The 25,603-nt window shown below is 43.8% G+C and carries 24 protein-coding genes and 2 pseudogenes; 16 read left to right on the top strand and 10 right to left on the bottom strand.

Features of this window, described 5'->3' with window-relative positions:
* Nucleotides 1-109: 109 nt before the first annotated feature.
* From BJP34_RS29480 to BJP34_RS29490, 3 genes are all read right to left on the bottom strand, one after another.
* Nucleotides 110-1,537 (bottom strand): ABC transporter substrate-binding protein, encoded by a 1,428-nt coding sequence (locus BJP34_RS29480; protein WP_070395421.1) that lies wholly within the window; start codon nucleotides 1,535-1,537, stop codon nucleotides 110-112.
* Between the two features lie 60 nt (nucleotides 1,538-1,597).
* Nucleotides 1,598-3,022, bottom strand: coding sequence for a serine/threonine-protein kinase (locus tag BJP34_RS29485; RefSeq protein ID WP_070395422.1), 1,425 nt, complete (start codon nucleotides 3,020-3,022; stop codon nucleotides 1,598-1,600).
* A gap of 474 nt (nucleotides 3,023-3,496) precedes the next feature.
* Entirely contained in the window at nucleotides 3,497-4,495 is a 999-nt protein-coding gene (locus BJP34_RS29490) for a LysR family transcriptional regulator (protein ID WP_070395423.1), read from the bottom strand.
* Between the two features lie 118 nt (nucleotides 4,496-4,613).
* On the opposite strand from BJP34_RS29490, the gene BJP34_RS29495 reads away from it, so the two are divergent.
* The 5 genes from BJP34_RS29495 to BJP34_RS44780 all read left to right on the top strand — a co-directional run bounded on the left by BJP34_RS29495 (nucleotide 4,614) and on the right by BJP34_RS44780 (nucleotide 10,771).
* Nucleotides 4,614-5,330: an NnrU family protein gene (locus BJP34_RS29495; RefSeq protein ID WP_070395424.1), complete on the top strand. Its 717-nt coding sequence runs from the start codon at nucleotides 4,614-4,616 to the stop codon at nucleotides 5,328-5,330.
* Nucleotides 5,331-5,416: 86 nt separating this feature from the next.
* Complete coding sequence (gene trxA / locus BJP34_RS29500; RefSeq protein WP_070395425.1) at nucleotides 5,417-5,848, top strand: thioredoxin; 432 nt, start codon at nucleotides 5,417-5,419, stop codon at nucleotides 5,846-5,848.
* A gap of 705 nt (nucleotides 5,849-6,553) precedes the next feature.
* Nucleotides 6,554-8,620, top strand: coding sequence for an NAD(P)H-quinone oxidoreductase subunit 5 (locus tag BJP34_RS29505; protein ID WP_070395426.1), 2,067 nt, complete (start codon nucleotides 6,554-6,556; stop codon nucleotides 8,618-8,620).
* Between the two features lie 104 nt (nucleotides 8,621-8,724).
* The gene (locus tag BJP34_RS29510) at nucleotides 8,725-10,308 is read left to right on the top strand and encodes an NAD(P)H-quinone oxidoreductase subunit 4 (protein ID WP_070395427.1); all 1,584 of its coding nucleotides are present in this window, start codon (nucleotides 8,725-8,727) and stop codon (nucleotides 10,306-10,308) included.
* Between the two features lie 295 nt (nucleotides 10,309-10,603).
* Nucleotides 10,604-10,771, top strand: a complete 168-nt coding sequence (locus tag BJP34_RS44780) for a hypothetical protein (RefSeq protein WP_158517538.1) — start codon at nucleotides 10,604-10,606, stop codon at nucleotides 10,769-10,771.
* Here the strand turns inward: BJP34_RS44780 and BJP34_RS41275 are convergent.
* A complete protein-coding gene (locus BJP34_RS41275; protein WP_149031245.1) occupies nucleotides 10,743-10,934 on the bottom strand; it encodes a hypothetical protein in 192 nt (63 codons plus the stop codon). The two genes, BJP34_RS44780 and BJP34_RS41275, sit on opposite strands and share 29 nt — an antisense overlap.
* 125 nt (nucleotides 10,935-11,059) lie before the next feature.
* Here BJP34_RS41275 and BJP34_RS29520 point away from each other — a divergent pair, with 125 nt between their 5' ends.
* Nucleotides 11,060-11,668, top strand: coding sequence for a Uma2 family endonuclease (locus BJP34_RS29520; protein WP_083305409.1), 609 nt, complete (start codon nucleotides 11,060-11,062; stop codon nucleotides 11,666-11,668).
* A 56-nt stretch (nucleotides 11,669-11,724) separates the two neighbouring features.
* Here BJP34_RS29520 and BJP34_RS29525 read toward each other — a convergent pair whose 3' ends face one another.
* Nucleotides 11,725-12,474, bottom strand: a complete 750-nt coding sequence (locus BJP34_RS29525) for a Uma2 family endonuclease (protein ID WP_070395429.1) — start codon at nucleotides 12,472-12,474, stop codon at nucleotides 11,725-11,727.
* 189 nt (nucleotides 12,475-12,663) lie between these two features.
* On the bottom strand, nucleotides 12,664-13,533 hold the full coding sequence (locus tag BJP34_RS29530) for a Uma2 family endonuclease (protein WP_070395430.1): 870 nt from the start codon (nucleotides 13,531-13,533) through the stop codon (nucleotides 12,664-12,666).
* A 421-nt stretch (nucleotides 13,534-13,954) separates the two neighbouring features.
* Between BJP34_RS29530 and BJP34_RS29535 the strand changes: the two genes are divergently transcribed.
* The 3 genes from BJP34_RS29535 (at nucleotide 13,955) to BJP34_RS29545 (ending at nucleotide 16,855) form a co-directional block, all read left to right on the top strand.
* Nucleotides 13,955-15,133: an agmatine deiminase family protein gene (locus BJP34_RS29535; protein ID WP_229424079.1), complete on the top strand. Its 1,179-nt coding sequence runs from the start codon at nucleotides 13,955-13,957 to the stop codon at nucleotides 15,131-15,133.
* 290 nt (nucleotides 15,134-15,423) lie between these two features.
* The gene (locus BJP34_RS29540; RefSeq protein WP_070395431.1) at nucleotides 15,424-15,918 is read left to right on the top strand and encodes a TerB family tellurite resistance protein; all 495 of its coding nucleotides are present in this window, start codon (nucleotides 15,424-15,426) and stop codon (nucleotides 15,916-15,918) included.
* Between the two features lie 64 nt (nucleotides 15,919-15,982).
* On the top strand, nucleotides 15,983-16,855 hold the full coding sequence (locus BJP34_RS29545; RefSeq protein ID WP_070395432.1) for a tRNA-dependent cyclodipeptide synthase: 873 nt from the start codon (nucleotides 15,983-15,985) through the stop codon (nucleotides 16,853-16,855).
* Nucleotides 16,856-17,229: 374 nt separating this feature from the next.
* Here BJP34_RS29545 and BJP34_RS29550 read toward each other — a convergent pair.
* Nucleotides 17,230-18,088: pseudogene (locus tag BJP34_RS29550) on the bottom strand (Uma2 family endonuclease).
* Between the two features lie 123 nt (nucleotides 18,089-18,211).
* Here BJP34_RS29550 and BJP34_RS44785 point away from each other — a divergent pair.
* The 5 genes and pseudogenes from BJP34_RS44785 to BJP34_RS47980 all read left to right on the top strand — a co-directional run bounded on the left by BJP34_RS44785 (nucleotide 18,212) and on the right by BJP34_RS47980 (nucleotide 21,328).
* The gene (locus BJP34_RS44785) at nucleotides 18,212-18,349 is read left to right on the top strand and encodes a hypothetical protein (RefSeq protein WP_158517539.1); all 138 of its coding nucleotides are present in this window, start codon (nucleotides 18,212-18,214) and stop codon (nucleotides 18,347-18,349) included.
* A 23-nt stretch (nucleotides 18,350-18,372) separates the two neighbouring features.
* Nucleotides 18,373-18,888 (top strand): annotated as a pseudogene (locus BJP34_RS50580) (hypothetical protein).
* A 50-nt stretch (nucleotides 18,889-18,938) separates the two neighbouring features.
* Nucleotides 18,939-19,079 carry a hypothetical protein gene (locus tag BJP34_RS50585; protein WP_418904175.1) on the top strand — a complete coding sequence of 47 codons (141 nt, stop codon included), beginning with the start codon at nucleotides 18,939-18,941 and terminating at the stop codon, nucleotides 19,077-19,079.
* Between the two features lie 63 nt (nucleotides 19,080-19,142).
* On the top strand, nucleotides 19,143-19,649 hold the full coding sequence (locus BJP34_RS47975) for an NACHT domain-containing protein (protein ID WP_229424082.1): 507 nt from the start codon (nucleotides 19,143-19,145) through the stop codon (nucleotides 19,647-19,649).
* The gene (locus BJP34_RS47980; RefSeq protein WP_229424083.1) at nucleotides 19,592-21,328 is read left to right on the top strand and encodes an NACHT domain-containing protein; all 1,737 of its coding nucleotides are present in this window, start codon (nucleotides 19,592-19,594) and stop codon (nucleotides 21,326-21,328) included. The genes BJP34_RS47975 and BJP34_RS47980 overlap by 58 nt, the downstream gene beginning before the upstream one ends.
* A 454-nt stretch (nucleotides 21,329-21,782) precedes the next feature.
* Here the strand turns inward: BJP34_RS47980 and BJP34_RS29560 are convergent, their stop codons facing one another.
* Entirely contained in the window at nucleotides 21,783-22,178 is a 396-nt protein-coding gene (locus BJP34_RS29560) for a hypothetical protein (protein WP_083305410.1), read from the bottom strand.
* A 201-nt stretch (nucleotides 22,179-22,379) separates the two neighbouring features.
* Entirely contained in the window at nucleotides 22,380-22,589 is a 210-nt protein-coding gene (locus tag BJP34_RS41280) for a hypothetical protein (protein WP_149031246.1), read from the bottom strand.
* A 113-nt stretch (nucleotides 22,590-22,702) separates the two neighbouring features.
* On the opposite strand from BJP34_RS41280, the gene BJP34_RS49650 reads away from it, so the two are divergent.
* Nucleotides 22,703-22,828 (top strand): hypothetical protein, encoded by a 126-nt coding sequence (locus BJP34_RS49650; protein WP_267876410.1) that lies wholly within the window; start codon nucleotides 22,703-22,705, stop codon nucleotides 22,826-22,828.
* Here BJP34_RS49650 and BJP34_RS29565 read toward each other — a convergent pair.
* Nucleotides 22,821-23,537, bottom strand: coding sequence for a thermonuclease family protein (locus BJP34_RS29565; protein ID WP_070395433.1), 717 nt, complete (start codon nucleotides 23,535-23,537; stop codon nucleotides 22,821-22,823). The genes BJP34_RS49650 and BJP34_RS29565 overlap by 8 nt on opposite strands.
* A 781-nt stretch (nucleotides 23,538-24,318) precedes the next feature.
* Here BJP34_RS29565 and BJP34_RS29570 point away from each other — a divergent pair.
* Entirely contained in the window at nucleotides 24,319-25,281 is a 963-nt protein-coding gene (locus BJP34_RS29570) for a deoxyhypusine synthase family protein (RefSeq protein WP_070395434.1), read from the top strand.
* The last annotated feature ends 322 nt before the right edge of the window (nucleotides 25,282-25,603 follow it).

Raw genomic sequence — 25,603 nt, forward strand, 5'->3', positions numbered from 1 at the left:
TCAGTTACCGATTACCGATTACCGATTACCGATTACCGATTACTGATTACCTATTACCCTCAATCATTCCAGAATTGGGCAACGCTCTTATTTCTATGTTGCCCCGTTTCTACTTGCTAGGAATCGGCACAAAGTCATAACCAAAGCTGGAACGATTACCTGGTTCAATCTTGACAAGCTGGACAGCCTGGTTGCGATCGCCTGATGGTAAAAACCGAATTTTGCTGGATACTCCTTGGGGCTGAAAACCTGATCCAGATAGGGCGTTTTGCACACCGGAACGGCTTGGCTGCTGTTTGAGGGCTGCAATTAAAGCTTGAGTAGCATCGTAAGTTAAGGCAGTGCGCCAGTTCACATCTGAACCCCATAATTTAGTGGCGGCTTGGGGAAAGGGGGAAGTTGGAGCGCCCAAAATATGCCAGGGGACTGCCAACACCATACGACGCGCATCCTTACCACCGATTTGCAAGGTCTTGGGTTTGTAAAGACTATCCCCCGCTAGCATCGGTAGACGTCCATCATTGACCTGTACTACTAGTAACGCTTGGTTAAGGGTGGCGGAATTGGGGGCTAAGATCAACACTTCTGCACCTTTCTCGATCGCCTGTTTGACATCAACACCAGCATTAAAGTTAGGTTTAGCAAAGTCAAACTCTGCCACTACCTCGCCACCATCAGCAAACAGGGCAGTGGTAAATGCATCAGCAAGAGATTGGCTGTAGTTGCTCTGGGAATTAAAAAAGACAGCTGCTTTGCGTACATTTAATTGATTGAGCATGTAGCGAGACAGGGCGCTACCAAAAAAGCGATCGCTAGGAATAGTCCGAAAGACATAATTACCCAGTCTTGAAATAGTTACTGAGGTACTAGTCGGAGAAATCACCACCAACTGATTCTCTTGATAAACCTCTGCGGCTGCTAGGGTGACCTCACTGCTAAAATGACCAATAACCCCCAAAACATCTGGATTATCCACAAAAGCCTTAGCTATTTTTTTAGCAACCTTGGTATCATTGTCATCATTAGCAATCAGCACCTTTAAGGGTACATTATTAATACCACCGGTAGCATTGATTTCCTGTTGGGCTTGGGCAACACCCCGTAACATTTCTTTGGCTGCATTTACCTCTACACCAATAGGTATTGAAATTGCAATTGTATAAGACTTAGATGTACCGATCCGAGCATTATTGAGGTAAATCAAAGCTTCTGGATCATTTTTCTTAGCTTTAAGGGATGCCTCCAGTAAAGAAGCCGCTTTACCATAATTCCCAGAAGCAAATGCTTTGACTGCTGCCTGTTTTGCTGGTGTTACCTCTGTTGATATTAAGGTCTTATCTCCGGCACTAAGGTGCTCTGCTATGATTATCTGAGGCTTAATGTTTGTAGTTTTTGGGGTTACCTTAGCCCTAGGTTCATCTAGCTCAGTAAATGGTAGTGTGATTATCTGACTTTTCTGAAGCCACCATAACCCTCCCAACACCATAGCTACCGTAATCACCATGGATAGCAAAAGAACACTCGTTTCGTTTTTCATCGGACATAAGTTCCGTTGTCAGTTACCCGCCATCATTCCATTAATCAGCAACGCCCTGCCCTATAGTCTTCGAGATAATAGTTGATATACCAGCCGGAAAAGTGCCGTCACAGCGATCGCTGCTGCTGCAGCTAGAACTGATATTATGATAACTAACTGGATTGACTGCTGGACTCGCAACACCGGGAAAAGTATCAACAGTCCCAAGCTGATGCCTCCAATAATCACTAGGTCAATTTTTTCAATAAACCTGCGATATTGAGCATAAATTAGCCCTCCCAAACTCATTCCCCATAGAAGCATACCGAGTGGGTTGGAAGAGACCAGCTTAGCAAAAGCTGTTGCAGCAATGAATAATAAAGCTCCCTCAAATCCAGTAAAAGCAGCCGCCCCTAGTACCTCAAGTAGAGAAAAGTTTGCTCTGACCGGTGTGGATAGGGGTGAGTAGGATTGTGGTCGCCTGGTTTGGGGCTCGGAGGGTGGAGATACTGGTAAAACTGATCCATGACGGGGTTGAGGGGTTGTCTGAGCAATGTTTAAACTATTTATGGCATCAATAACCTCCTGAGCAGACTGAAAGCGTTGATGGGGCATTGGCATAAGTAGTCGATTGAAAATACTCTCAAGTTCATTGCTGATTTGGATATAACTTCTCCAGTTCCATTCATGGGTAACAGGTTCGTAGAGTTCATTAGGTTCTCTGCCAGTCATCAAAACCATCACAGTCACTGCCAGAGCATACAAATCCGTTGACGGGTAAATTTGAGAACCGGTCATTTGCTCCGGTGGTGCAAATCCGATGGAATAAATACCAGTAGACCTCGCCGCTGTTGATCCTGGGTTTACCTGTTGCTTAACTGCACCAAAGTCTAATAGATAGAGAAGCCCATTGCGATCGCGCATAATATTGGAAGGCTTGATATCGCGATGAATGGAGCCATTGTCATGGACAAATTGGAGGACTTTGAGAATTTCTGTTAACACTTCTATGGCTTTGGCTTCAGAGAATGCTCCTAAGGTGTTGAGTTCTTCCTCCAAGTTTTGTCCATCAATATATTCCTGTACCAGATAGAAAAACTGGTCTTGTTTACCCGGTTTCAGACTCGGCACCGTCAACGGAAAGTAGGCATACAAATCGGGGATTTGGGGGTGACGCCTGCCCAATTTCTCTAAAACCGTTGCCTCCCGCTCAAACAATCTGTGGGCAGTTTGTAGTTCCCTCTGGCTAATTCTCCCAGACGGTTGGAACTGCTTAACGACACATTGACGCAAGGTAGGGGTATAGCGATCGCGTGCTAGAAATGCCGCTCCAAATCCTCCTTTGCGCAGCAGCTGGGAGGGAATGTAGCGACTTGCTACAATCAGGGGCATACCACAGCTATTACAATACCTTTGCTCTGTGGTGGTTAGAGTGGTTCTGTTATCTAGATCATCAAAGTAATTATGGGGATTTGGGCAGCCAGGACGGGTGCAAAAAATTTCCATGTTTTAGAGGATCACTACGAAAGACAAGGCGCTACCAGGCATCTAATTGATACTCTACTAGAGTCTATTTATCTCCCTCAATCAAGGGTTAGGCATTTGTACATTAGTTCTAGATAAACCTATATCTATATCCAAATGCTAATGTTCATTCCTTGCTACCGCTTCGCGCTTCGCTCAGGTATCAGAGGTTGGACGTCAGCTGACAAGCTCTAGCAAGTCACTGGTTGTTGTGTTTATTTTAGTCGTTAGATATTATTAAACTCACGCCATTTTGAATAAGCCCCTGGAATTTTCTGCATTACTGATCAGATCTTCGTCGTGGGCAGCGGAATAAATCTCGTCACTTGTTTTCAACCCTGTCTTGATGCAGTCGCTCATGGGGGTTTCCCCCAAGACCGTAATGGTGCTTTTTCCGTAGGCGAATTAAATTCGCCACGGGTCGCACCTCTGCATCGCTTTCAACCCCCAGCTTATCTAGTGGGGGCTATCCACTTCACGATTTTTGGGATTAGTTACCATCCCTGATAGTGCCAAGGATTGCCCGTGCCATGCTACTGAGCCAAACAAGGGCAAAATCTGCCTACAGAAGGCTTCTGTTGCTTTGGAAAGGTAACGATTGGGGTTAATCACCAAAGACAATACCCGTTTAACCACTACTCCCTCTATTTTTGCCCTGTGTAGCACGCCCATTTGTAATTCTTTTTCAATAGCTGTAATCGATACAAAGGCAGCTCCTAGTCCTGACTGTACTGCATTCTTAATCGCTTCAATGGAGTTAAGTTCCATCTCCACCTTAAACCGTTTAGCATCAATGCCACTGCGACCTAATACCTGGTCAATTACCTTACGGATGGTGGATTGGGAGTCCAAGGCAATGAACTGTAACTTATACAGGTCTTCTTTTTGGATCTTCTCCAAATTAGCCATGGGATGAAATGCAGGCAAGATTAGTACTAGCTCATCTTCAGCATAAGGACTAATGGTCAAGGTTTCCTGAAGTTCTGGGGGAACTTCACCACCAATAATGGCTAAATCCACTAGTCCATTGGCTACACCCCAGGAAGTGCGGCGAGTGGAGTGAACCTGTAATTGTACTGTCACCTCAGGATAGCGTTGTCGGAACATGCCCAGCATCCGAGGTAGTAGATAGGTGCCGGTAGTTTGAGATGCACCAATAATCAAGGTTCCACCTTGGAGACTTTGTAAGTCGTCAATGGCTCGGCAGGTTTCCTGGCATAGAGCCAGAATTTTTTCCCCATAGTCCAACAGCAGGTGTCCAGCTTCGGTCAGTTGGGCACGGCGTCCACCCCTGTCAAATAACGGCACCTCTAACTGTCGCTCTAAATTTTGCACTTGCAGGCTGATAGCAGGTTGGCTTACGTATAGACTATCAGCAGCACGCTTGAAACTCCCCTCAGTAGCGATCGCTTTGAGTATACGGAGTTGATCGAGAGAAAAAGGTAGGTCAGACATAGGGCTAAACCATTAACAGAAAGGAGCGAGCTGAAATCGACACTAACATAACCAGGACTCAAGTTCCTACTCTTTTTTGCTATAATAGAGCGTTATTTCTCATCTATCACCCTTGCCTATGGTATTTCCAAATTGGCTGAGTGTCAGCCACTTTGTCATGTTTGGGTTGCTATTGACTTTTGCGATCGCTCATAGTGGTTTAGCCGCCCTGCGTTCTAAGGGTGAACAAATAATTGGTCCAAGGCTTTATCGTATTGTCTTTGCTTTAGTGAGTCTTCCGCTAGCAGTTGTATTAATTATTTACTTTTTGAACCATCGATATGATGGTCTACAGTTGTGGCTTCTTCAGGACCTGCCAGGGATGAAGCCATTAGTATGGGGGCTTTCAGGGATTTCGTTCTTGTTTCTTTATCCAGCTACGTTTAATTTATTGGAAATTGCTGCGATTCAAAAGCCCCAAGTCCATCTATATGAGTCTGGCATTATGCGGGTCACCAGGCATCCCCAAATGGTAGGACAAGTAATATGGTGTATTGCCCATACCCTATGGATTGGTAGCACCTTTACCCTATTGACCTCCGTGGGATTAATTCTCCACCATCTTTTCGCTGTCTGGCATGGAGACCGCCGGTTGTTGGCACGGCATGGAGAAGGCTTTTGTGCACTCAAAGCTCGCACTTCCGTAATCCCTTTTTTGGCAATTATCCAGGGACGTCAATTCCTGAGATGGCAGGAGTTTGTTCGTCCGGCATACTTAGGAGTCATCGGTTTTACTGGGCTGTTGTGGTGGGTACATCCCCTCATGATTACAGCTGTAGCCCAAGTAAATTGGTAATTAGGACATTTCTGTTGCTCAGATGATCCCGATTCGATGTAGCATGATCCCAAACAAATGTAAAAACCCTTATATTTCAAAAAATCATGGTATTGTCTGTTGATGAACGGACGTTTTCAAAAACAGTTTTAGACTCTTCTGAGCCAGTTATCGTTGATTTCTGGGCTCCTTGGTGTGGAGTGTGCCGGTTTGTTCACCCCATACTTGAGGAATTCCAAACTCACCGAAGCAATTATGTCAAGGTTGTCAGAGTAAACGCCGATAACAATCTCAAGCTTGCCAATACCTATCGACTCAAGACCCTACCGACCTTGCTGTTCTTTGAGCAAGGTCAGTTGGTCTCACGAATAGAAGGTTTCCAAGGTCGGGATGAGCTGCTCAGGGAAATTGCCAGGCTGCTCAAATCACACTGCCAATACCCAGATTTGACCAAGGAGTTGGATAAAAGGCAGCGCCAAGGTTTGAAAGCTTTTTCGGCCAATATCTCCTCAAGAGAAGTTCTAGGTATTAGGTATTAGGTATTAGGTCTTAGGTGCAAGAGGGGAATGATACACAAGGAAAGCTGTTGACAACCGACCTGCGATTTGCAGGCGCTAGCCAACGCTCGTCAGAACACCCTTAGCCATTCAACCTCAAAGCCTAAAACCTTCACAACTAATTAGCTAATTAGCGACTCTTAACCTAATTAGCCATTGAATTGGTCATCGGTAACCAGGTTGTGGGTTTACCATTTCCCATGACCAATTTCCCTTTCCCATGACCAATTACCAATTACCAATTAGTAATTGGTTTCTGACTCTTGTGCCTGAGCTGTACCTGTGAATTGATAAAACCATTATTATACCACTTCAATACCTGGTAATGGGTAATTGATCCGTAACGATAAGATAAATTTTTGTTAATTAAATTTTTTTATTATTTTCATCAAATATTGGGATTATCTGATGATTACTCGTTTTGATGAGATATTTTGTGATGAAGATTACTAAAAAGGTTAAGATTTGTATCAGATATGAGACCTTAGTGGCCTATTCACCGGATGGCGGCTGTTGGTAGTAGTCGCCGCAAGCCAATGCCGACCGTAAGTCCATGGCCTAGGCTGCTATAGTGCAGTTGAGATTAAAGGGTCTGGCCTTCTACAGACAAACAAAAAGAAAAACTTTAGACATCAGCGGTTAACAGTTTGCCAAAATAGTAACGAAATCTGAAGTAGGCTGTCTTAAATGGAACCGCTTTATCAATATGCCTGGCTAATCCCAGTGTTTCCCTTGGCAGGGGCAATGCTGGTTGGTCTGGGACTAATTTCCTTCAATAGAGCAACGAACCGTCTGCGGCAGCTGTTAGCTGTATTTATTGTCTCCTGGTTGGGGGCGTCCATGGTGTTCTCCTTTGCTATACTCTGGAGTCAATTTCATGGTCATGAACCCTATCAACGCACCCTGGAGTGGGCTGCTGCTGGCAATTTTCACCTAATGATGGGCTATACCATCGATCACTTAACCGCACTGATGCTGGTAGTGGTGACCACCGTAGCTTTTCTGGTCATGATTTATACCGATGGCTACATGGCTCATGACCCCGGTTATGTGCGCTTCTATGCTTATTTAAGCTTGTTTAGTTCCTCTATGCTCGGTTTGGTGGTTTCTGCCAACCTGTTGCAAGTTTATATTTTCTGGGAACTGGTGGGAATGTGTTCCTACCTGCTAATTGGATTCTGGTATGACCGTAAGGCAGCAGCAGATGCTTGTCAAAAAGCTTTCGTGACTAACCGTGTCGGAGACTTTGGTCTGCTGTTAGGCATGTTGGGACTCTACTGGGCCACTGGCACCTTTGACTTTGATGTCATGGGAGCCAATCTCGAAGCCTTTGTGGAATCCGGTTACCTGGGTGCAGGCATGGCAGCTGTGTTCGCTGTCTTAGTGTTTCTCGGTCCGGTGGCTAAATCCGCCCAATTTCCCCTCCACGTTTGGCTTCCCGATGCTATGGAAGGCCCAACCCCGATCTCTGCCCTAATTCACGCTGCAACCATGGTAGCTGCTGGGGTGTTTTTGATTGCCAGGATGTACCCCGTGTTTGAAGGGATTCCAGTCGCCATGACTGTGATTGCCTGGACGGGAGCATTTACCGCTTTCTTAGGGGCAACCATTGCTATTACTCAAAATGATATTAAGAAAGGGTTAGCCTATTCAACTATGTCTCAATTGGGTTATATGGTAATGGCAATGGGGATTGGAGCCTATGGTGCTGGCCTATTTCACCTGATGACCCACGCTTATTTCAAAGCCATGCTGTTCCTCTGCTCTGGGTCAGTGATTCACGGTATGGAAGCTGTAGTTGGCCATGACCCGATTTTGGCTCAGGATATGCGGTTAATGGGAGGCTTGCGTAAGTTTATGCCCATTACCTCCCTGACATTCCTAATTGGAACCTTGGCAATTTGTGGAATTCCCCCCTTCGCAGGGTTCTGGTCAAAAGATGAAATCTTAGGCAGTACTTTTGAGGTAAGTCCAATACTTTGGGGAATTGGCTGGCTGACCGCTGGAATGACTGCTTTCTATATGTTCCGGATGTATTTCTCCACCTTTGAAGGGGAATTTCGGGGCAATGAGATGGAAATCCGTCATCAACTCAAGGAAGCTGCTGGTGTAGCTGTACCTGCTTTTGGTCCTGGTGCTATGGATGTACGGGAACTTGAGGCTCAGGGTGACGATGATCACCACGACCACCACCACAGTGAGTTTCCCCATGAGTCACCCTTAACGATGACTCTACCGTTGTTAGTGTTAGCCGTGCCATCGGTACTGATTGGTTTGGTGGGAACTCCCTTTAACAACTACTTTGAGGAATTTATCCACCCAGCCAGTGAAACCATAGCCGAAGTCGTGGCAGAAGCAGAAGCCTTTGACTGGTCAGAATTTCTGATTATGGGCGGCAGTTCCGTGGGAATCGGTCTGATTGGGATTTCCGTTGCGGTACTGATGTACTTACAGGGCAAGATTGACCCCAATGCGATCGCAAAAAAAATCCAGCCCCTATATCAGCTGTCTCTCAATAAGTGGTACTTCGATGAAATTTATGACCGACTGTTTGTTCAGGGAAGCCGTCGATTAGCACGGCAAGTTATGGAGGTAGACTACCGTATCGTTGATGGTGTAGTCAACCTGACTGGCTTTTTTACCCTGCTCAGTGGTGAAGGACTGAAATACCTAGAAAACGGTCGTGCCCAATTCTATGCTCTAATTGTCTTCCTCGCAGTACTGGGTTTAGTAATTGTCTCAGGTGTGACCTGACCTGCTTTGTTAATTGTTAGTTGTTTATAAACAATAAACAATTAACAATTAACAAAATAAAATTTGCAATTTTATTTTGACCAATGGTGACTGACTAGTTGACTATGACAGATTTCCCCTGGCTAACAATAATTATTCTGTTTCCGATTGCAGCATCGCTTCTGCTCCCGTTTCTGCCAGAAAAAAATGGGACTTGGGAGCGTTGGTACTCTTTAATTATCGGGCTAATTGATTTTGCCCTAATTGTCTATGCTTTTGTGACCCAGTACGACCTGAGCAACCCAGAACTGCAACTGGTCGAAAAATACAGCTGGGTGCCTCAAATGGACTTGAATTGGTCAGTAGGTGTAGATGGCTTATCCATGCCTCTCGTTTTACTGACTGGCTTTATTACTACCCTAGCGATGCTGGCAGCTTGGCCGGTAACCTTCAAGCCTAAGCTATTTTACTTCCTGATGTTGGCAATGTACGGTGGTCAGATTGCTGTATTTGCTGTTCAGGATATGCTGTTGTTCTTCTTAGTATGGGAACTGGAGTTAATTCCGGTTTACATGCTACTGTCAATCTGGGGGGGCAAAAAGCGTCTCTATGCAGCTACCAAGTTTATCCTCTACACCGCAGGGGGTTCCCTGTTTATCTTGCTAGCTGCCTTAGGCATGGCATTCTATGGGGATACCGTAACCTTTGATATGCGATCGCTAGCCCTCAAAGATTACGCCCTCAATTTCCAGCTATTGCTTTACGGAGGCTTCCTGATTGCTTACGGGGTCAAGCTACCCATCTTCCCTCTACATACCTGGTTACCAGATGCCCATGGGGAAGCCACAGCACCGGTACACATGCTCCTGGCTGGAATTCTGCTGAAAATGGGGGGATATGCCCTAATCCGCATGAATGCTGGGATGCTACCCGATGCCCATGCCGTGTTTGCTCCGGTATTGATAATTTTAGGGATTGTCAATATTGTCTACGCTGCCCTTACCTCCTTTGCCCAGCGTAATCTCAAGCGTAAGATTGCTTACTCATCCATTTCCCATATGGGATTTGTGTTAATTGGTATTGCTTCCTTTACCGACTTAGGCATGAGTGGAGCAGTGATGCAAATGATTTCTCACGGTTTAATCGGTGCCAGCCTATTCTTCTTAGTAGGAGCTACCTATGACCGTACCCATACCTTGATGCTCGATGAGATGGGGGGTGTTGGTAAGAGAATGGGCAAAATGTTTGCCATGTGGACAACCTGTTCCATGGCATCCTTAGCATTACCCGGAATGAGTGGGTTTGTGGCAGAAGTGATGGTGTTTGTTGGTTTTGCCACCAGTGATGCTTACGGTTCCTTTTTCAAGGTATTAGTGATCGTCCTGGCAGCTGTCGGCGTTATCTTAACACCAGTTTACCTGCTCTCCATGCTGCGGGAGATTTTATACGGTCCGGAAAACAAGGAATTAGTCGCCCACGAAGCCTTGATTGATGCGGAACCTCGGGAAGTGTTTATTATTGCCTGTCTGTTAGTACCAATTATCGGGATTGGTTTGTATCCGAAAATTGTGACTCAGATCTATGACGCTACCACCGTCCAGCTAATCGGACGACTCCGCAACTCTGTACCAAGCTTGGTTAACGAAGCACCAGTGGCACTAGAAAATGCTCCAATAGTGTCTGTTGCTCCATCCATTGGTCCTCGTTAGGGATTGATCTGGTTTACCGTTGACTAGTGCTTAGTAGGGTGGGCAAAAACAGTTCTATTGTTTTGAGTCTTCTACACTAGCTTGTAGGGTGGGCAAAAACAATTCTATTTTGTTGATTCTTCTAGACTCGATTACTTTGCCCACCCTACTAGTTCTTAACAAATTAGTAGGGTTTATTAATGTAGTAATGTAGGGGTAGTATGAACCAACCCCTACATTTTTTTGTTGCCAAAGCAGCCAAAAAGCTCCCTTATATCATGTCAGGATAATTACCCTGTCTTGATGCAAAGCGCGAGTGGGGGAAACCACGCCAGTTGCTCATGGGGGAAACCACGGCAGTCGCTCATGGTTTGAAGTTACCGTAAGACAGTTGAGCCTTGTCTTGATGCAGTCGCTCATGGGGGAAACCCCCAAGACCGCGCAAATCACGCTAATCAATAAGTTTTCCCCCTTTTCTGCATAGCCGACCAACCATAAAGGCTCAACGTAATCAGGTTTCGTCTCCGGGGGGAACCCCCAAGACCGCGCTGCCTTCCCAAGACCGCACTGGCTCCCCAAGACCGCGCTGCATCGCTTAATAAAAATCTCCCCCATCTCCCCATCTCCCCATCTCCCCATCTCCCCATCTCCCCACACTTTTATTATGGGTATTCAACCGAACTTGATATTAGAGAAGCTCTTGCCAGCGATCGCTTAACCAAAACTGACCTTAGAATAGAAGAAACTCTTTTGTGCGGGAAGTAGCTAAATCATGACAGTAGCCACCACAGCTGTTGAAACTAATCCCATTGTGCTGAGGATGCCTCCAGCATTGGATATGGATGATGACCAATTTTTTGAGTTTTGTCAGGTTAATCGAGATTTACGTATTGAACGCACATTAGAGGGAGAAATAATTGTTATGCCCCCAACAGGAGGTGAAACATCTGACAGAAATTCCGACATTAATTTTCAGCTACGGTTATGGAACCGCCAAACAAAGCTAGGGAAAGTTTTTGAGTCTTCTTGTGGCTTTAAACTGCCTAATGGGGCAGATCGTTCTCCTGATGCATCTTGGCTCAAGCTGGAGCGGTGGGAATCCCTGAGTAAAGAAGAAAGAAAAAAATTTATTCCTCTGTGCCCAGATTTTGTGATTGAGTTGCGTTCCCCCAGTGATAGGGTAAAAGACCTCAAGGACAAGATGGAGGAGTACATGGAAAATGGTGCGAGGTTGGGGTGGTTGATTGAGCCAAATAGTCGTCGGGTGTATATTTACCGTCCTGGTGCTGATGTGGAGCAATTGGAAAATCCCGCTACGGTGAAGGGGGATGAGGTGCTGCCTGGTTTTGTCATGGTTATGGAGGAAATTTGGGAAGCTTGAGGGGTAGCACTTTCAACCTACTCCCTTCGCTCCTCCTTATCCAAAACTGACCTTAGTTATTTTTGCAGTCTGTGATTAACCTCTTCTACTGATATACTCAAAGCGTCAGCTATCTGTTCCACACTCACCCCTAATCCTAATAAATGGGAAATAGCTTTCTGTAGTGCTTGTTCAGTTTTCTGTAGTGCTTGTTCAGCTTCCTGATAAGCCATGTCCAGTTCTTGAAAATTTAATAGCTTTTTACCTAACTTTGGATCGAAAAACTCTAATTTTCCCTGATGCACTTGAAGTTCTAGACCTAAAACTTCACTGTAAATGGATAAATCTTCATCTCCTAAAGGTTTGCTAGCTATAGGCTCATAGTTTCCCTCCACCAGACGTAATCCCTTCAGGGGTGGTTGGAGATAATCTTCCACAGGGTCATACTGCATGTATTCTAATACTCCCATATCTTGGTATGTTTGGCGATTAAACCTTTGATCAGTTCCCTTAGTACTTATTGAAGTTACTTCTAAGATCCAACTGGGATAATTTCCGCCTTCTTCCCAAACTTTGTAGTGTTTTCGTAGTTTATTTTCTACTCCGAAAATTACAAATACATCAGGCTCAATTACCGCATCATATATGCCTTCTAGGTAGTAAATCGATAAGTTACCGGAAACATAAACATCGTCTCGATTTTTGAAATAGTTTTTCAAGGCTTCTACGCCATAAATGATATAATCTCGGTTAGGGTCACTTTCTGCCATTGGTGTACCATTAGTATTGCGGTAGAAAAATTTAGGTTTTAATTGCTCATTAGTCATTGGTCATTCAGCAAGGGAGTAGGGAGTAGCCAGTAGGGTGCGTTAGGGACGGGGGAGCCATTATTGTATTGCTAGCCAGTGTTAGGACAATCCGTCCCGTAACGCACCATGTGGTCAAAGGGCAAAAATGAGATCCACCCAGGGAATAGGGAATAGGGAACAGGAAATAGGTAAGGGGGAATAACCAATTTAAATGTGACGGTTAACCTCTGCCACTGATAAATTCAGTGCTTCAGCTATCTGTTCAACAGTCAAGCCTAAGCTTAATAACTGGGAAATAGCATTCTGTAGCCCTTCTTCCGCTCGTTGTCGGGCTTGAGCTTCAGCAGCTCGCTCTAACTCCGCTTGTTGTCGGGCTTGAGCTTCGGCAGCTCGCTCTAACTCCGCTTGTTGTCGGGCTTGAGTTTCTGCGGTTTGCTCTAACTTTGCTCGTTGATAAGCTATCTCCAGTTCTTGAAAATTTAATAGCTTTTTCCCCAGCTTCGGATCAAAAAATTCTAGTTTTACCTGATGCACTTGCAGCTCTAGACCTAACACTTCACTATCAATAGAAAAATCTCCATCCCCTAAAGACTTGCTGGGGATAGGTTGATACTTTCCCTTCACCAAACGTAATCCCTTAAGTGGCGGTTTAAGATAATCCCCAGTAGGATCATACTGAAAGTATTCTAATACTCCCATTGTTTGGTATAGTTGGCATTTTGTGGTTTGATCACTATTCCGGCTGCTTTTTGAGGTTATTTCTAATACCCAACTGGGCAATTTTCCTCCTTCTTCCCAAGCCTTGTAGCTTCTTCGCTGTTTGTTTTCCACGCCAAAAACCACAAATACATCGGGAGAGACTACCTGATCGGGTTCTCCTTTCTGGTAGTAAATAAATAAGTTACCGGAAACATAAACATCTTCCCGATTTTTGAAATAACTTTTTAAGGCTTCTACCCCATAAATTAGATAATCCCGAGTAGGATCACTTTCTGTCATAGGCTTACCATCACTATCGGGGTAGAAAATTTCGGTTTTGAGTTCGTCAGTTATTTTAGTAATAGGTACTTTAGTCATAAGTCAAAAGGCAAAAGTCAAAAGGCAATAGGCAAAAGGCAATAGGCAAAAGGCAATAGGCAAGCTAGCTATCGATCACTTTACAACCCAGATACAAACGCTATATATTAGTTAGCATTTTCTTTATGGGTAAGAAGGGTAATGGTGAAAACACTTTCCCCATTACCCAAAGGTGTAATTGCAATCACACCGCATTACAGAATCTCTAATTACCTTAATTTGACCATCAGTAGAAAAAACAGATCACCTGTCACTGGACATTTGAGCCACTCTATGATATTGCTGCTAGCATTAACCATCGAAAAGTGTGTTAAGTGTCGGAAGGGTCGGAAGTGTTGGAAGCATGGCAGCATTCCTACTCCCTACTCCCTGCTCCCTACTCTCTACCGAATTTAGAACTGCTATAGAATAGATACACACTATGTTGAATCGTAGAAGATTACTAAAGTTAAGTGTTCTTTCAGCTGCTAGTGCCTTGGGTTGGTCAGCAGTTTGCTCAAGGGTCAGAAGTGAGGTTGATAGTAGTGAAATGCCGGACTATAGCAGCACTGGAGTGACGTTATTACAACAGACAACACCCCTTGAGGATGGCTTTTTCTTTCCAGCGGAATGGCAGCCCCATGAATTCACGATCATGGTGTTTCCTCCAGCTCAGAATTGGAAAGGCTATGGTCTGAAGAAGGCAAGGCGGGAATGGGCAGCAGTGGCAAATGCTGTCAATGAGTTTGAACCCGTTTCGATGGTTGTTCATCCTCAAGACAAGGGTGTGGCTAAAGGCTTGTTGAGTTCCGATATCGAACTGATTGAGTTTCCGGTAAACGATGGCTGGGCAAGGGATTCCGGTCCAATGTTTTTGGTGAACGGCAAGGGTTCACGTCGGGTAGCTGGGTTTACGTTCAACGGTTGGGGTGGTAAGTTTCCACCCTATCAGGACGATGCGTTACTAAAGGCGCGATTGTCTAACTATCTTGATACTACCATGTACTCATCCTCTCTAGTCTTGGAGGGCGGTGGTGTCACATTAGATGGTGAAGGTACTATTATCACCACTGAGGAATGTTTACTTAATCCTAATCGCAACCCTAGGATGAGTAAGTCTCAAGTTGAGCGATTGTTGAAAGACTATCTCGGGGCTGAAACGGTGGTTTGGCTAGGTCGTGGTATCGTACCTGATCCCGTCACAGATGGACATGTGGATGGGATTTGCGCATTTGCCGCACCTGGATTGGTCTTACTCCATAGCACTGATGATAGGAATGATCCAAACTACAAGATTTGTCGGGATGCTAAGCATCGATTACAACAAAGTACTGATGCTCGCGGACGTAAGTTTGAGATTGTTGAGATTCCTCTTGGCTTAGATGTTGCTCACATGAATTTTTACATTGCTAATAATGGTGTGATCGTTCCAGTTGCTGGTGACTCCAGCCAAGATGATGCTCCCCTTGCTATTCTGCGTGAGGTTTTCCCTGGGCGGAGGGTTGTTGGCGTCGATAGTTTAATACTAGCTGAAGGTGGAGGAGGAGTTCATTGTATTACCCAACAGGTACCTGTTGCTAATGGGGTAAGCCGTCAGTCATCAGCAGTCAGCAGTCAGTAAATTTGGCGGGAGGAAACAGGCAAGATGCCTGTTCCACCAACATGCTTGTTCTATACAAAGAAATATTTAAGCAAAATTTAACAAATAGTCTGTGATTTTATGACAGTATTATCTTCATAAATTGTAGATAATTTTCTTGATAATCTGCGCAAAATACAGGTTATTAACCTCAACGTATTGAGTTTTATAACCTTGACAAACAAGGAGGTTTAACCCATGATACTATCAATTTATCTTGTGGTAGAATAAACTTGCTCAAAACACCTATATAAAAAACAGAGAGCAAAACTATGACAAGTGGAAAAAGTTTTCAGGTGACCCCATATGGTCAAAATAGATATAACATTACTCAACCAGTTGATTTTGAGGTAGGCGTGAATTATAGCGGTGCCTTAATGGCAATTGCTGGAGCGGATGGGGAACTGGCAGAAGCAGAATTACAGTGGTATATTGACGAACAGGAAATGTTGCTAGTCGAATCTGAAGAAAAAAAAGAATACATTGAAGCGCTCCGCCAATTCGATTGGAAAAATGCTAACGTTGAGGAGCTATTGACTGGGCTTAAGTATGACTTTCCCCTGAATTTTCGCCGATCCATGTTGTACCAAGCGATCAAGATGTGTCGAGCGGATGGTAACTACCATGAAAAAGAAAAAGCATCTGTGGCTAAAGCGGCAGAAATTTTAGGGATTGAGCGCAGCGTGGCGGCTAGCCTGGAGTCCCTGGCAGAAATGGAAGATTCAGCGGATCGATTGCGCGTTGCCTTATTTGAAACGGAAGTTTAATTCGGGTGTCAGCAATCTGGTAAGCTTAAAGCTTACCAGATTGCCGCCAAAAACATCTAACAGAATGAGTAGCCATAGAGACGAAGAAACGATCATTGAAAATTTTGACTGGAATCAGCTTTCACTAGAGCAATTGAGGTTGTTTCAATCGAAAATAAGCAAAGCGATCGATCTTAAGAGACGCGACTTAAAGTTAACCCAATCTACTGCCAATATCACCCAAGTTTATGAGTACAAGGTAAGTTTGGCTAAGGTCTCTCCTGCTCGCCTACGTAGCTCCCTGTCTGATTATCAAAAGTGTGTTTTCATGATCAGTATGGGAAGTAAAAACTTTGTTTATAGTGAGCGAATCGAAGCCTTGATAAAATGGATTAGTGAACACTTCAAAGCTTGCCTAGTATTAGTTGGGGACAGTTTATATCGACTGACAATCGAGGTTAGACAGGGACTTAAAGGGGATGAAGCTTGGCTGGAGGCAATTCGCACTGGAGAAACCTTTATTAATGAAAACCGTTTCTTGTTCCAGCAATACTCTGGAAGTTGTCAATTCCAGTTCCAGATGGCTTCCCAAATAGAGAAGCAATCAGAATTTGAGATATATTACAAAGACTTTCAGAGTCTTTATCAACAGGATGAATCTTTTCAAAAGATGGTCAACTCCTTTGCCCAGACCTATCTTAATCGGGGGGAACAGCCAGAAGAAGAGGAAGTAGAGCAGCTTCTCCAAAGGCAAAAGCACCTGGCGATCACCTACCTGCTGGAAGAGTCAGCTGTGTTTACCTGCCTTGCTAAAGAAGGATGGCCAGTTTTTGTTTATCCTGGGTCAATTAAAACTTTTGAAGAAATTGCGGAAGGGTTACATCCAGAGGTTCCCTTACCTCTTCAGCAAATGATCTGGGTCAGCCTGCGCCTTAAAAGGAAGGCTACTGCTGGATAAAACATCTAAGGGTTTTGAGGTCAGGGGTGGTTGTAGATCAGGGAATCGGGAATCGGGAATCGGGAATCGGGAATCGGGAATCGGGAATCGGGAATCGGGAACAAGTAAAAAATCCTGTGTACCTCATAGGTATGGAAAACGCTATAAGACAACAGCAGGTATTTGAAATTATGTAATCTGGATTTAACCCAATCGTGTTCACAACGGTTTTCCGAATTGTCTTGATCACTGCGTTTAAGGAATTATCATCAGTGTCAGTAGCACTGAAAAAGATTGCCAATCTATCAGTATTGTCCCCAATTATCCGAACATAATCTCACCAACCACCAGGTTAAACAGCTTACATGACATACACCCACAAACTCAGACAGGGGTTAAATTTCATCGGGATTAATACCCATCTGTCGTAACCGTTCTGCTAATTGTTCAGCTCGTTGTTGAGCCAGTTCCTTCTGTTGACGTTCCTGTTCAGCTCGTTGTTGAGCCAGTTCCTTCTGTTGGTGTTCCTGTTCAGCTCGTTGTTGAGCCAGTTCCTTCTGTTGACGTTCCTGTTCGGTTCGTTCTGCCTCAGTAGGAATCCAATTCCCCTGTTGATCATACCAACGTAGCCACAACCGATTCAATCCCCGATATTCCCCAAACCATAGTCCTAAACCCAATTGCAACTCAGGGATCCAAAATTGGGAATTGTCTATGGTTTGGGGTTGATAGCTGCCGCCATCTAACTTAAAAAGTTGTAATTCGTTACTGACTCGGTCAAAGGTGACATAGTAGGGAATGGCTAAAATTTGCTCGTACACTTCCCATTTGGTCGGTGGTTTTCCCGTTCGTTCACTATAACCAAGGTCTTGATCTCTGGTGCTGGCCACAGAGCAACTCTATGGCCACAATTGGTCTGACCTCTTCTTGCCAGATCACATAACTCATTCTGAGCTCTCTTTCCTGGTGAAATCGGGAAATCCCTACTACGGCAAACCAATCCGGTCGTTTGTACCAAGCGGTATGGTTAGGGTCATAATATAAATTTAAGTCACTGGCCACAAACACCCTTTCGCTCTCATAATTGGGAGGGCGAAATGTCTCACTACACAGTTGTGGTTGCCAAAGATGAAATTCGTCAGGCAAACCCGGCTCCTCGGGATCTTCACTGGGTAAATCATACATGGTGGGCAGGGTTTCTTTGGCCGGATGAGGGAGAATAACCTGCTCAAATAAGGGTTTGGCAACAGACATGAGATTACCTCAATTTTTTCCGACTCATGACTTTGATTTTAGCAACTGTCGCTAAGCATTTAGCCATCAGCTGTCAGCTGCGTAGGGTGTGTTAGGGACGGGCTCCTCTTGATTTTACGCCTCTTGACATCGGTTGAGACAGCCCGGCCCGTAACGCACCACCGGGTCAAACTCCCGACTCCCGACTCCCGACTCCCTACTCCCGACTCCCTACTCCCGACTCCCTACTCCCTTTTCCCTTTTCTCTATAATGAGAAATAAACCAAAAGACAACTACCAATATCATGCTGGATTGGTTAGCAGTTTGGGGAATTTCTAGTGCCGGTGGCTATCTCGCTAAAGAAGTAATCGGTCCCTTGGCCAAAGAAGCTCTAGAAGACTACACCAAAGACTTCTTCAAAGAGTCTATCAAAGACTATACTGGACTATCGGATCAAACTACCCAGAAAAAACTCTTCGGTAAAGCTTTAAAAGAATTTGTAGCCTTAGTTTAAAAGGAATTGGAAGATGCTGACCTATCCAAGCAAGAATTAAAACAGTATACTCAACCCCTCAAGCAGTATATTAAAAACCAATCCATTAAAGCTATCCTAGGAAGTGCGTTTAAGTATGGCTGTGAACAAATAGATACTCAGACATTAGCCAACACCTGGATTGAGCTTAAGTTATTACCATTACCGGAAGAATTTCGTTGGAAGTATATTGCTAGACAGTATCTCAAGCAAGTACACACTATCATCCGGGAATCGGATCAGTTACGGCCTATCCGAGATTCCCAAACTCTGGATGCGATCGCGTAGCGTAGCCCTTCGGGCTAATCGCAGAAAACACTAAAGCTACAGCAGGCATTATCCCAGACTTTGACTTAAGGGAGTATCAAGAAGCACTCCTAGAGCGCTACGGTAATCTCGGCTTGGATAGTTTAGATACCAGTGGCTATGCCTATAACGAACTAAAACTCTTTAGGTGCGCTTTCCGCATTAAGAATTAAATTCGCCACGGGTCGCACCTGAGGATATTTATCCCTCAAAATGTGCGAGAGGTTCATGACCTGATGCCTTCAGCTATTCATGAACTTCCTAAAGATTATTATAGACAACTAGGAGACAGTGATCAACTAGACATAGAAATTGAGCTAGAGGAGTTTAAGCGAGCCAAAGACATTTATCATCAACAGCCGCTTAAATCCGTATTAGATGTTATTAATGACTCTCAAACCTATCCCTATTTAGTAGTTTTAGGAGACCCAGGCTCTGGTAAATCTACTTTGCTGCAATATTTAGCATTAAATTGGGCAAGAACGGATCTGACTACTGCACTTTCTCTACCAATTCCCTTACTGATTGAATTACGCACCTATATGCGGAATCTCGATAGTGGACAGTGTCAGAATTTATTGGAATTCTGCCATCAAAGCAGTGGAGCGATATGTCATCTGAATCAACATCACCTTGATCAGCAGTTAAAAGATGGTAAGGCATTGGTAATGTTTGTTCGCGTAGCGTGGCCAACGGCCATGGGTTGGATGAAGTGTTTGAGCCAGGGAAACGAGACGATGTGATTACGGATATTCATCGCTTTAGCAATACTTATCCTAAGGTAAGAGTAATTGTTACATCTCGCGTCATTGGTTATAAACCCCAACGGCTACGAAATGCTGAATTTCGTCATGTTATGCTCCAAGACTTGGAGTCGAAACAAATTCAAACCTTTATCGAGCACTGGCATGAGTTAACCTTTACTAATCAAGCGGATAAAGTTAGGAAACGGGAGCGCTTACAAAAAGCAATAGACACATCCTCCCCGATTCGACAACTGGCGGTAAATCCCCTATTACTAACCATGATGGCAATCCTGAACCGCAATCAAGAATTGCCTCGTGACCGCTCTGAACTCTATAACCAAGCGTCTCGATTACTGCTTTATCAATGGGATGTAGAGCGAGCATTACTAGAAGATAATCGTGTTGATCCCAAGACTATCGATTATAAAGATAAGCAACAGATGCTCGGTAAAGTGGCATATTTTATGCAGGGCAATCAAGCAGGGTTAGCGGGAAATCTGATTAGTGGAGAGGATTTAGAAAGGATTATCAAAGAGGAGCTGAAATTACGAGACGTTACTAATCCCAGAGCCGTTGCTAAGGTAATGATTAATCAGTTGCGCACCCGCAATTTTATCTTGTGTTTCATGGGAGCTGATTATTACGCTTTTGTGCATCGGACATTTTTGGAATATTTCTGTGCTTGGGAATTTGTCAGGAAATTTGAGAAAAAACAGGAAATTTCCCTAGAACAGTTGAAAACTGAAGTATTTGGTCAGCACTGGCCGGATGAATCTTGGCATGAAGTGCTCAGGTTGATTGTGGGCATGATTGATTCCAATAAAGCTGGAGAGATTATTGAGTATTTGATGGCACAAGATGGAGAAGGGTATGAGTTTGGGAATTTATTTCTGGCAGGGGATTGTTTGTCTGAAGTTAGGAATCGGTATGAAATTCACTCAACGGATACTCGATTACTGAATCGCTTCAAAGACTTAATTTTTTATGATCTAAATTATGATTATGACCCATATGGATATCAGGCCAATTTAGTCCGTGATCTTCATACTCAAGCTGTTGTAGCAGTAGCCACCCATTGGCAAGACCATCCAGATACCTTACGCCTACTTCAAAAATGGGCTCGCTCTGATACTGATTTGTTCGTGCGAGGTACAGCAATTGAACAGTTAGCTCTAGGTTACAAAGACCACCCAGATACCTTAGCCCTACTGCAAGAATCGGCTCGCTCTGATACTTATTGCTATGTGCGACTTAGAGCAATTGAACAGTTAGCTCTAGGTTACAAAGACCACCCAGATACCTTAGCCATACTTCAAGAATGGGCTCGCTGTGATCAGCATTGGTTGGTGCGAGCTAAAGCAATTGAACAGTTAGCTCTAGGTTGGCACGATCGCGTAGCGTGGCCTACGGCCAATCAGCCTTGGTTATTTGAATTTTTATGCGTTCGCGTAGCGGCTCTTTCAGAGCATCGCACTCTCAATGACCCCTTTGAGCGTGATCAAGACCAGGATTATGACAATGTCAATCCTCGAAAAATAGCCCTTCAGGCCATCCTCAAATATTATCCTAACCATTCCCAAACCCGGTCTTTATTGCTCGATAGAGCAGAGCATGACTCCGATCCTAAACTGCGGAAGTTTGCTCAGGGGCAATTAGCAAAGTTACGGTACTTCTGATAGTAATCAAGTATACATAATTTTTTACCTGTTCTCTGTTTCCTAAAATTCTAAACTTGTTTACTTAACCCAATTGATAACTGATATCTATTATCAATAAGCTCTTAAAAAGGCTTGATAATTATTATGAAATATAGTAAATTGCTTAACAGCCAGTAAAGCACTCCCAAAGTCTAAAACCTTGGGAGAGTCATTTTAGGTTACATTAAATCCAGTCTAGCATCCCTATTTGAATTGTGAAAATCAAACCATGGGAATAGATTAGAATGTAGAATGTAGAATTTATAATTTGTAACCAGGGACACAAAAATGATTACACATTTTACAAAAATCAAAGCCTTACAATGTAAGGATTACAGAAATTGAGAGTAGGTAATTAATTCTGTGTAGGTGTTTAATTCTACATTCTTAATTCTACATTCTTAATTCTACATTCTTAATTCTACATTCTGCCTTAAAGACCCTTCGAGAACAAGCGCTCCAATAACGGTTTAGGAATTGTTTCGAAATCCTCCAACAAGAAATCCATAATCGCCAGATGGCGCAAGTAACCAGGAGTGGGAGGGTAATGGCGACGACTGGTGGTAAACCAGCCATTAACAGTTTGAACGGAGCAAGAGCAGATTAAAGCCATATCTTCCCGACTCAGATCCCACTTACTGTAAAACCGTTGCGGTGTCATACCCAATTCCCAGTAACTGTACAGTAGGATTAGGATTTGCTCGCGCTCGGTGATGGGATAGGGATAGGAATTTTCTCCCTCCGACTCCCTTTGTTGTGCAAGCTGATCAAGGCGCTCTATCGCTTCGTGATAATCAATGGGATGATAAACAAATCGTTTTTTTCGCATTATTATAGAGTTACCTCCATGTAACTTGGGGGAAAAGCCGCGCTTCCAGGTTGGTGGCCGATGAGCGCGGTTTTTTTCCAATGATTATAGTATAACCATTGACTACTATTATTGTCAATAAAAAAAAAAAAAAAATCAAGAAAATTTACATAGAATGTAATAAGTAGTTACAATCTAACGATTAGAATGGTATTTTTTTAGCTAGTAGCTGAAATCTATATAGTAAAGAGAATAGGGAGTAGGGAGTAGGGAGTAGGGAGTAGGGAGTAGGGAGGGGTGCATCTCATATTTGTAAAAAAGATCGCAAGTGTGGGGCGGGGGCGCGGGGCGGGGGCGCGGGAATTTTCTCCCGAATTTTTGCCTAATTGCAAAACTGAGATGCACCCGTAGGTAGTAGGTAACAGTAGTCAAGATATGGGAGAAGTTTGTGGTGTTATTATAAAGCAATACAGCATTGGTTTTTGATGATTTATTTAGAATTTATATAAAACTCAATCCTGATTTATGATCACACCAATAACGCCTTGGAGCTATTTTATACTGTTCCCTGTTCCCTATTCCCTATTCCCTACTCCCTACTCCCTACTCCCTACTCCCTAAAACCCACAACAAAAGTACCTCAACCAATTGATAACTGCTATATTACTTGAGGGTCTGCTTAAAGGTATCCTCAAACTGATCGTTAGTCATTTTACCAGCTTCTAGGTCTTCAAAGAGGGTTTTAATTTTTTCGGTAAGCTGCTGATATGCATCTGGGTCTCCAAGTAGGGCTTTTTGCTTTTTCTTAAGGGGACGAAACAACCAAGGCTGGATAAATCCTGACTTCGGTTCTTGCCATAACCCTTTGCCTTGGCCTTCCGCATCTGCCTCTGCCAACAGAAGAGAGATAGCCATCTCCCGAGGGCACTTACTAAAATAATCGTAATAAATCAGTGCTAATCCTTCTTTTACTAAACTATGCTGAAGAAAGGTGCCATCCAATAAGTAAACTTCGCCAATGCTACGATTGTAGCGAGTGTCGATGTCAGTAATTCTCAATTTAACTTTATTCCCGTTTTCTTCTACCAACTGTTTGACCCAGTCTTTACCTTCTTTGCCCCACTTAAATTGACTTTGATAGAGCGCATTCTCCTGATTTTTATCCTCAAGTTTTTTGTAACCCCACCCCTTAGGAGTTTCTGGTGCATCAATGTAAACGAAGCGCACTGTAATCTCTTCTCCGGAGCCATCAATCACATCAATGGTGTCAGCATCGGAAACTTTCTTAACAGCGTAGGTCTCTAGGGACTCAAAGTATGGCGGTACTTGAGGAGCAACTGACCCTACTTTACTTAAAATTTCACTAATCAAGTCTGTCATGGTGTAAATCGTATCAGGACTCAGATAAAAGTAATCGATGAACAGGCCATCAGTGCCTCAAATCAACAGCCGATGCTATTCTAGATTTAAGAATAACCATAGCAAAACACTTATTGGCTGTCCATTCGCTTCAATCATCCCACAACAGGAGCAACGCCAGATCAGGGAGGTCACTTATTTCCCTGTCCGCTCCAGCAGTAACCTTCAACACAGGTGTTACCAGATTGATATATAATCAGAGATCGTGATAATTGTTAAAAACAACACCAAATCGAGAAGCGTTGCTGGTGATCAGGTATTTCTTGATCTCAAACGCAGTTGAAACCCCTTGTGTACAAGCGCCGGGGATGAACATAACTTAGGGGCGTGATTCCCCTTGTCTACTAAATTTGTGACGAGGAATCATAAACGTCAAAAGCTAGTTAACTAGATCAGGATTTTCTAGCAGTGTTTGGTGGTGAAAAAAACCCTAGCTGCTTCCCCTTGAGAGACTGCATCAAGGCTTAAGTATAGTCAAAGTCAGCCCTGGGAGTTTTGCTCCGGAGCCAACGGTACTATGTTTTCAATTATATGAAGACTTGATATCCTAGCTTGTTTCCTTCGTGCTTTAGCTGAGGGAGAGTTTCAGTTGGCAGTAGCAAGTTTTTCTCAAGGCTGTTAACTAGCTGCTGCTTCCGGTTTTTTACCATTTTATCAATGGGTGATTCTGCTGTTTCTAAAACGTTTATCTATAGTTCTGTAAAGTACTCAACTGTAAGACCCACTATTGGAGGAAAAAACGATGATTCGAGAGTTCATGAAGAGAAATTTTCGACACTTTAATGCAGCCGTGTGTGTTGAGGCCGCTGAAGGATGGGTGAAACACCTGGAATCTGGGAATAAAATGTTTCTGACTATGGCTGGAGCCATGAGTACAGGAGAGCTGGGTATATCTCTAGCTGAAATGATTCGCCAAGACAAGGTACATGCTATTTGCTGTACTGGAGCGAATCTTGAAGAGGATATCTTCAATCTGGTTGCCCACTCTAAATATAAGAGAGTACCGGAGTATCGTTCACTGAAACCAGAAGAGGAAAAGGATCTTTTTGAGTCCGGAATGAATCGAGTTACTGATACTTGTATCCCTGAAGAAGAAGCGATGATCAAAATTGATCGGCATATGGTGAAACTGTGGCAAGCAGCTGATCAATCTGGCCAAAGCTTTTTCCCATACGAGTTCATTTATCAACTTCTTGAAAGTCAAGAGCTGAAAGACTCTTATGAAATTGATCCTCGTGACTCATGGGTGATCGCAGCATGGCAGAAACAAATTCCTATTTTTGTTCCTGGATGGGAGGATTCAACTCTGGGAAATTCCTTTGTTTCTGAAGTTATCAAAGGCAAGATCAGTCGCTTGAATGTTGTGCGGAGCGGTCTGGAGCTGATGGTATTTCTTGTGAATTGGTATAAGGAAAATACTAGAGATTTTTCCATGGGGTTCTTTCAAATTGGGGGTGGAATTGCTGGAGATTTTCCCATCTGCGTTGTGCCACTGATCCACCAGGATCTCAAGGAAGACTGTAAGTTGTGGAGTTACTTCGCCCAAATTAGTGATTGTACCACCTCATACGGTTCCTACAGTGGCGCACTACCTAGTGAAAAGATTAGTTGGGGCAAACTTGATACGGATACCCCTAGTTACGTGATTGAATCGGATGCATCAATTGTAGCTCCGCTGATTTTTAATTACGTCCTGGGTCACTAATATCATCTCCGGTTGAATACTTACACGCTTGGGCCGAATCGAAGGCATTTGGCAGAAGGCAGCTATGCTGAAGAAAAGGAGTAAGGTTTAATCGGAAATGCTTTTTTATCACTAATTATCCGGATAATGATATAACCCTAGAAGTGATTATCTAGGGTAGTTGGGTCAAAGCCTTTACCCCGTCTTCTTTCCTAGAGCGATCGCCTATGAGTTGGGTAGCCCTAATCCTGTTATATGGAACTCAGGTGGTTTGCACTATAGAAATTCCCGTAGATAGGGCTATTGAGCTAACACCTGCCCGGAATCTTCCTGATGGCAATTT

Source organism: Moorena producens PAL-8-15-08-1 (genome assembly GCF_001767235.1).
In the GTDB taxonomy this organism is placed as follows: domain Bacteria; phylum Cyanobacteriota; class Cyanobacteriia; order Cyanobacteriales; family Coleofasciculaceae; genus Moorena; species Moorena producens_A.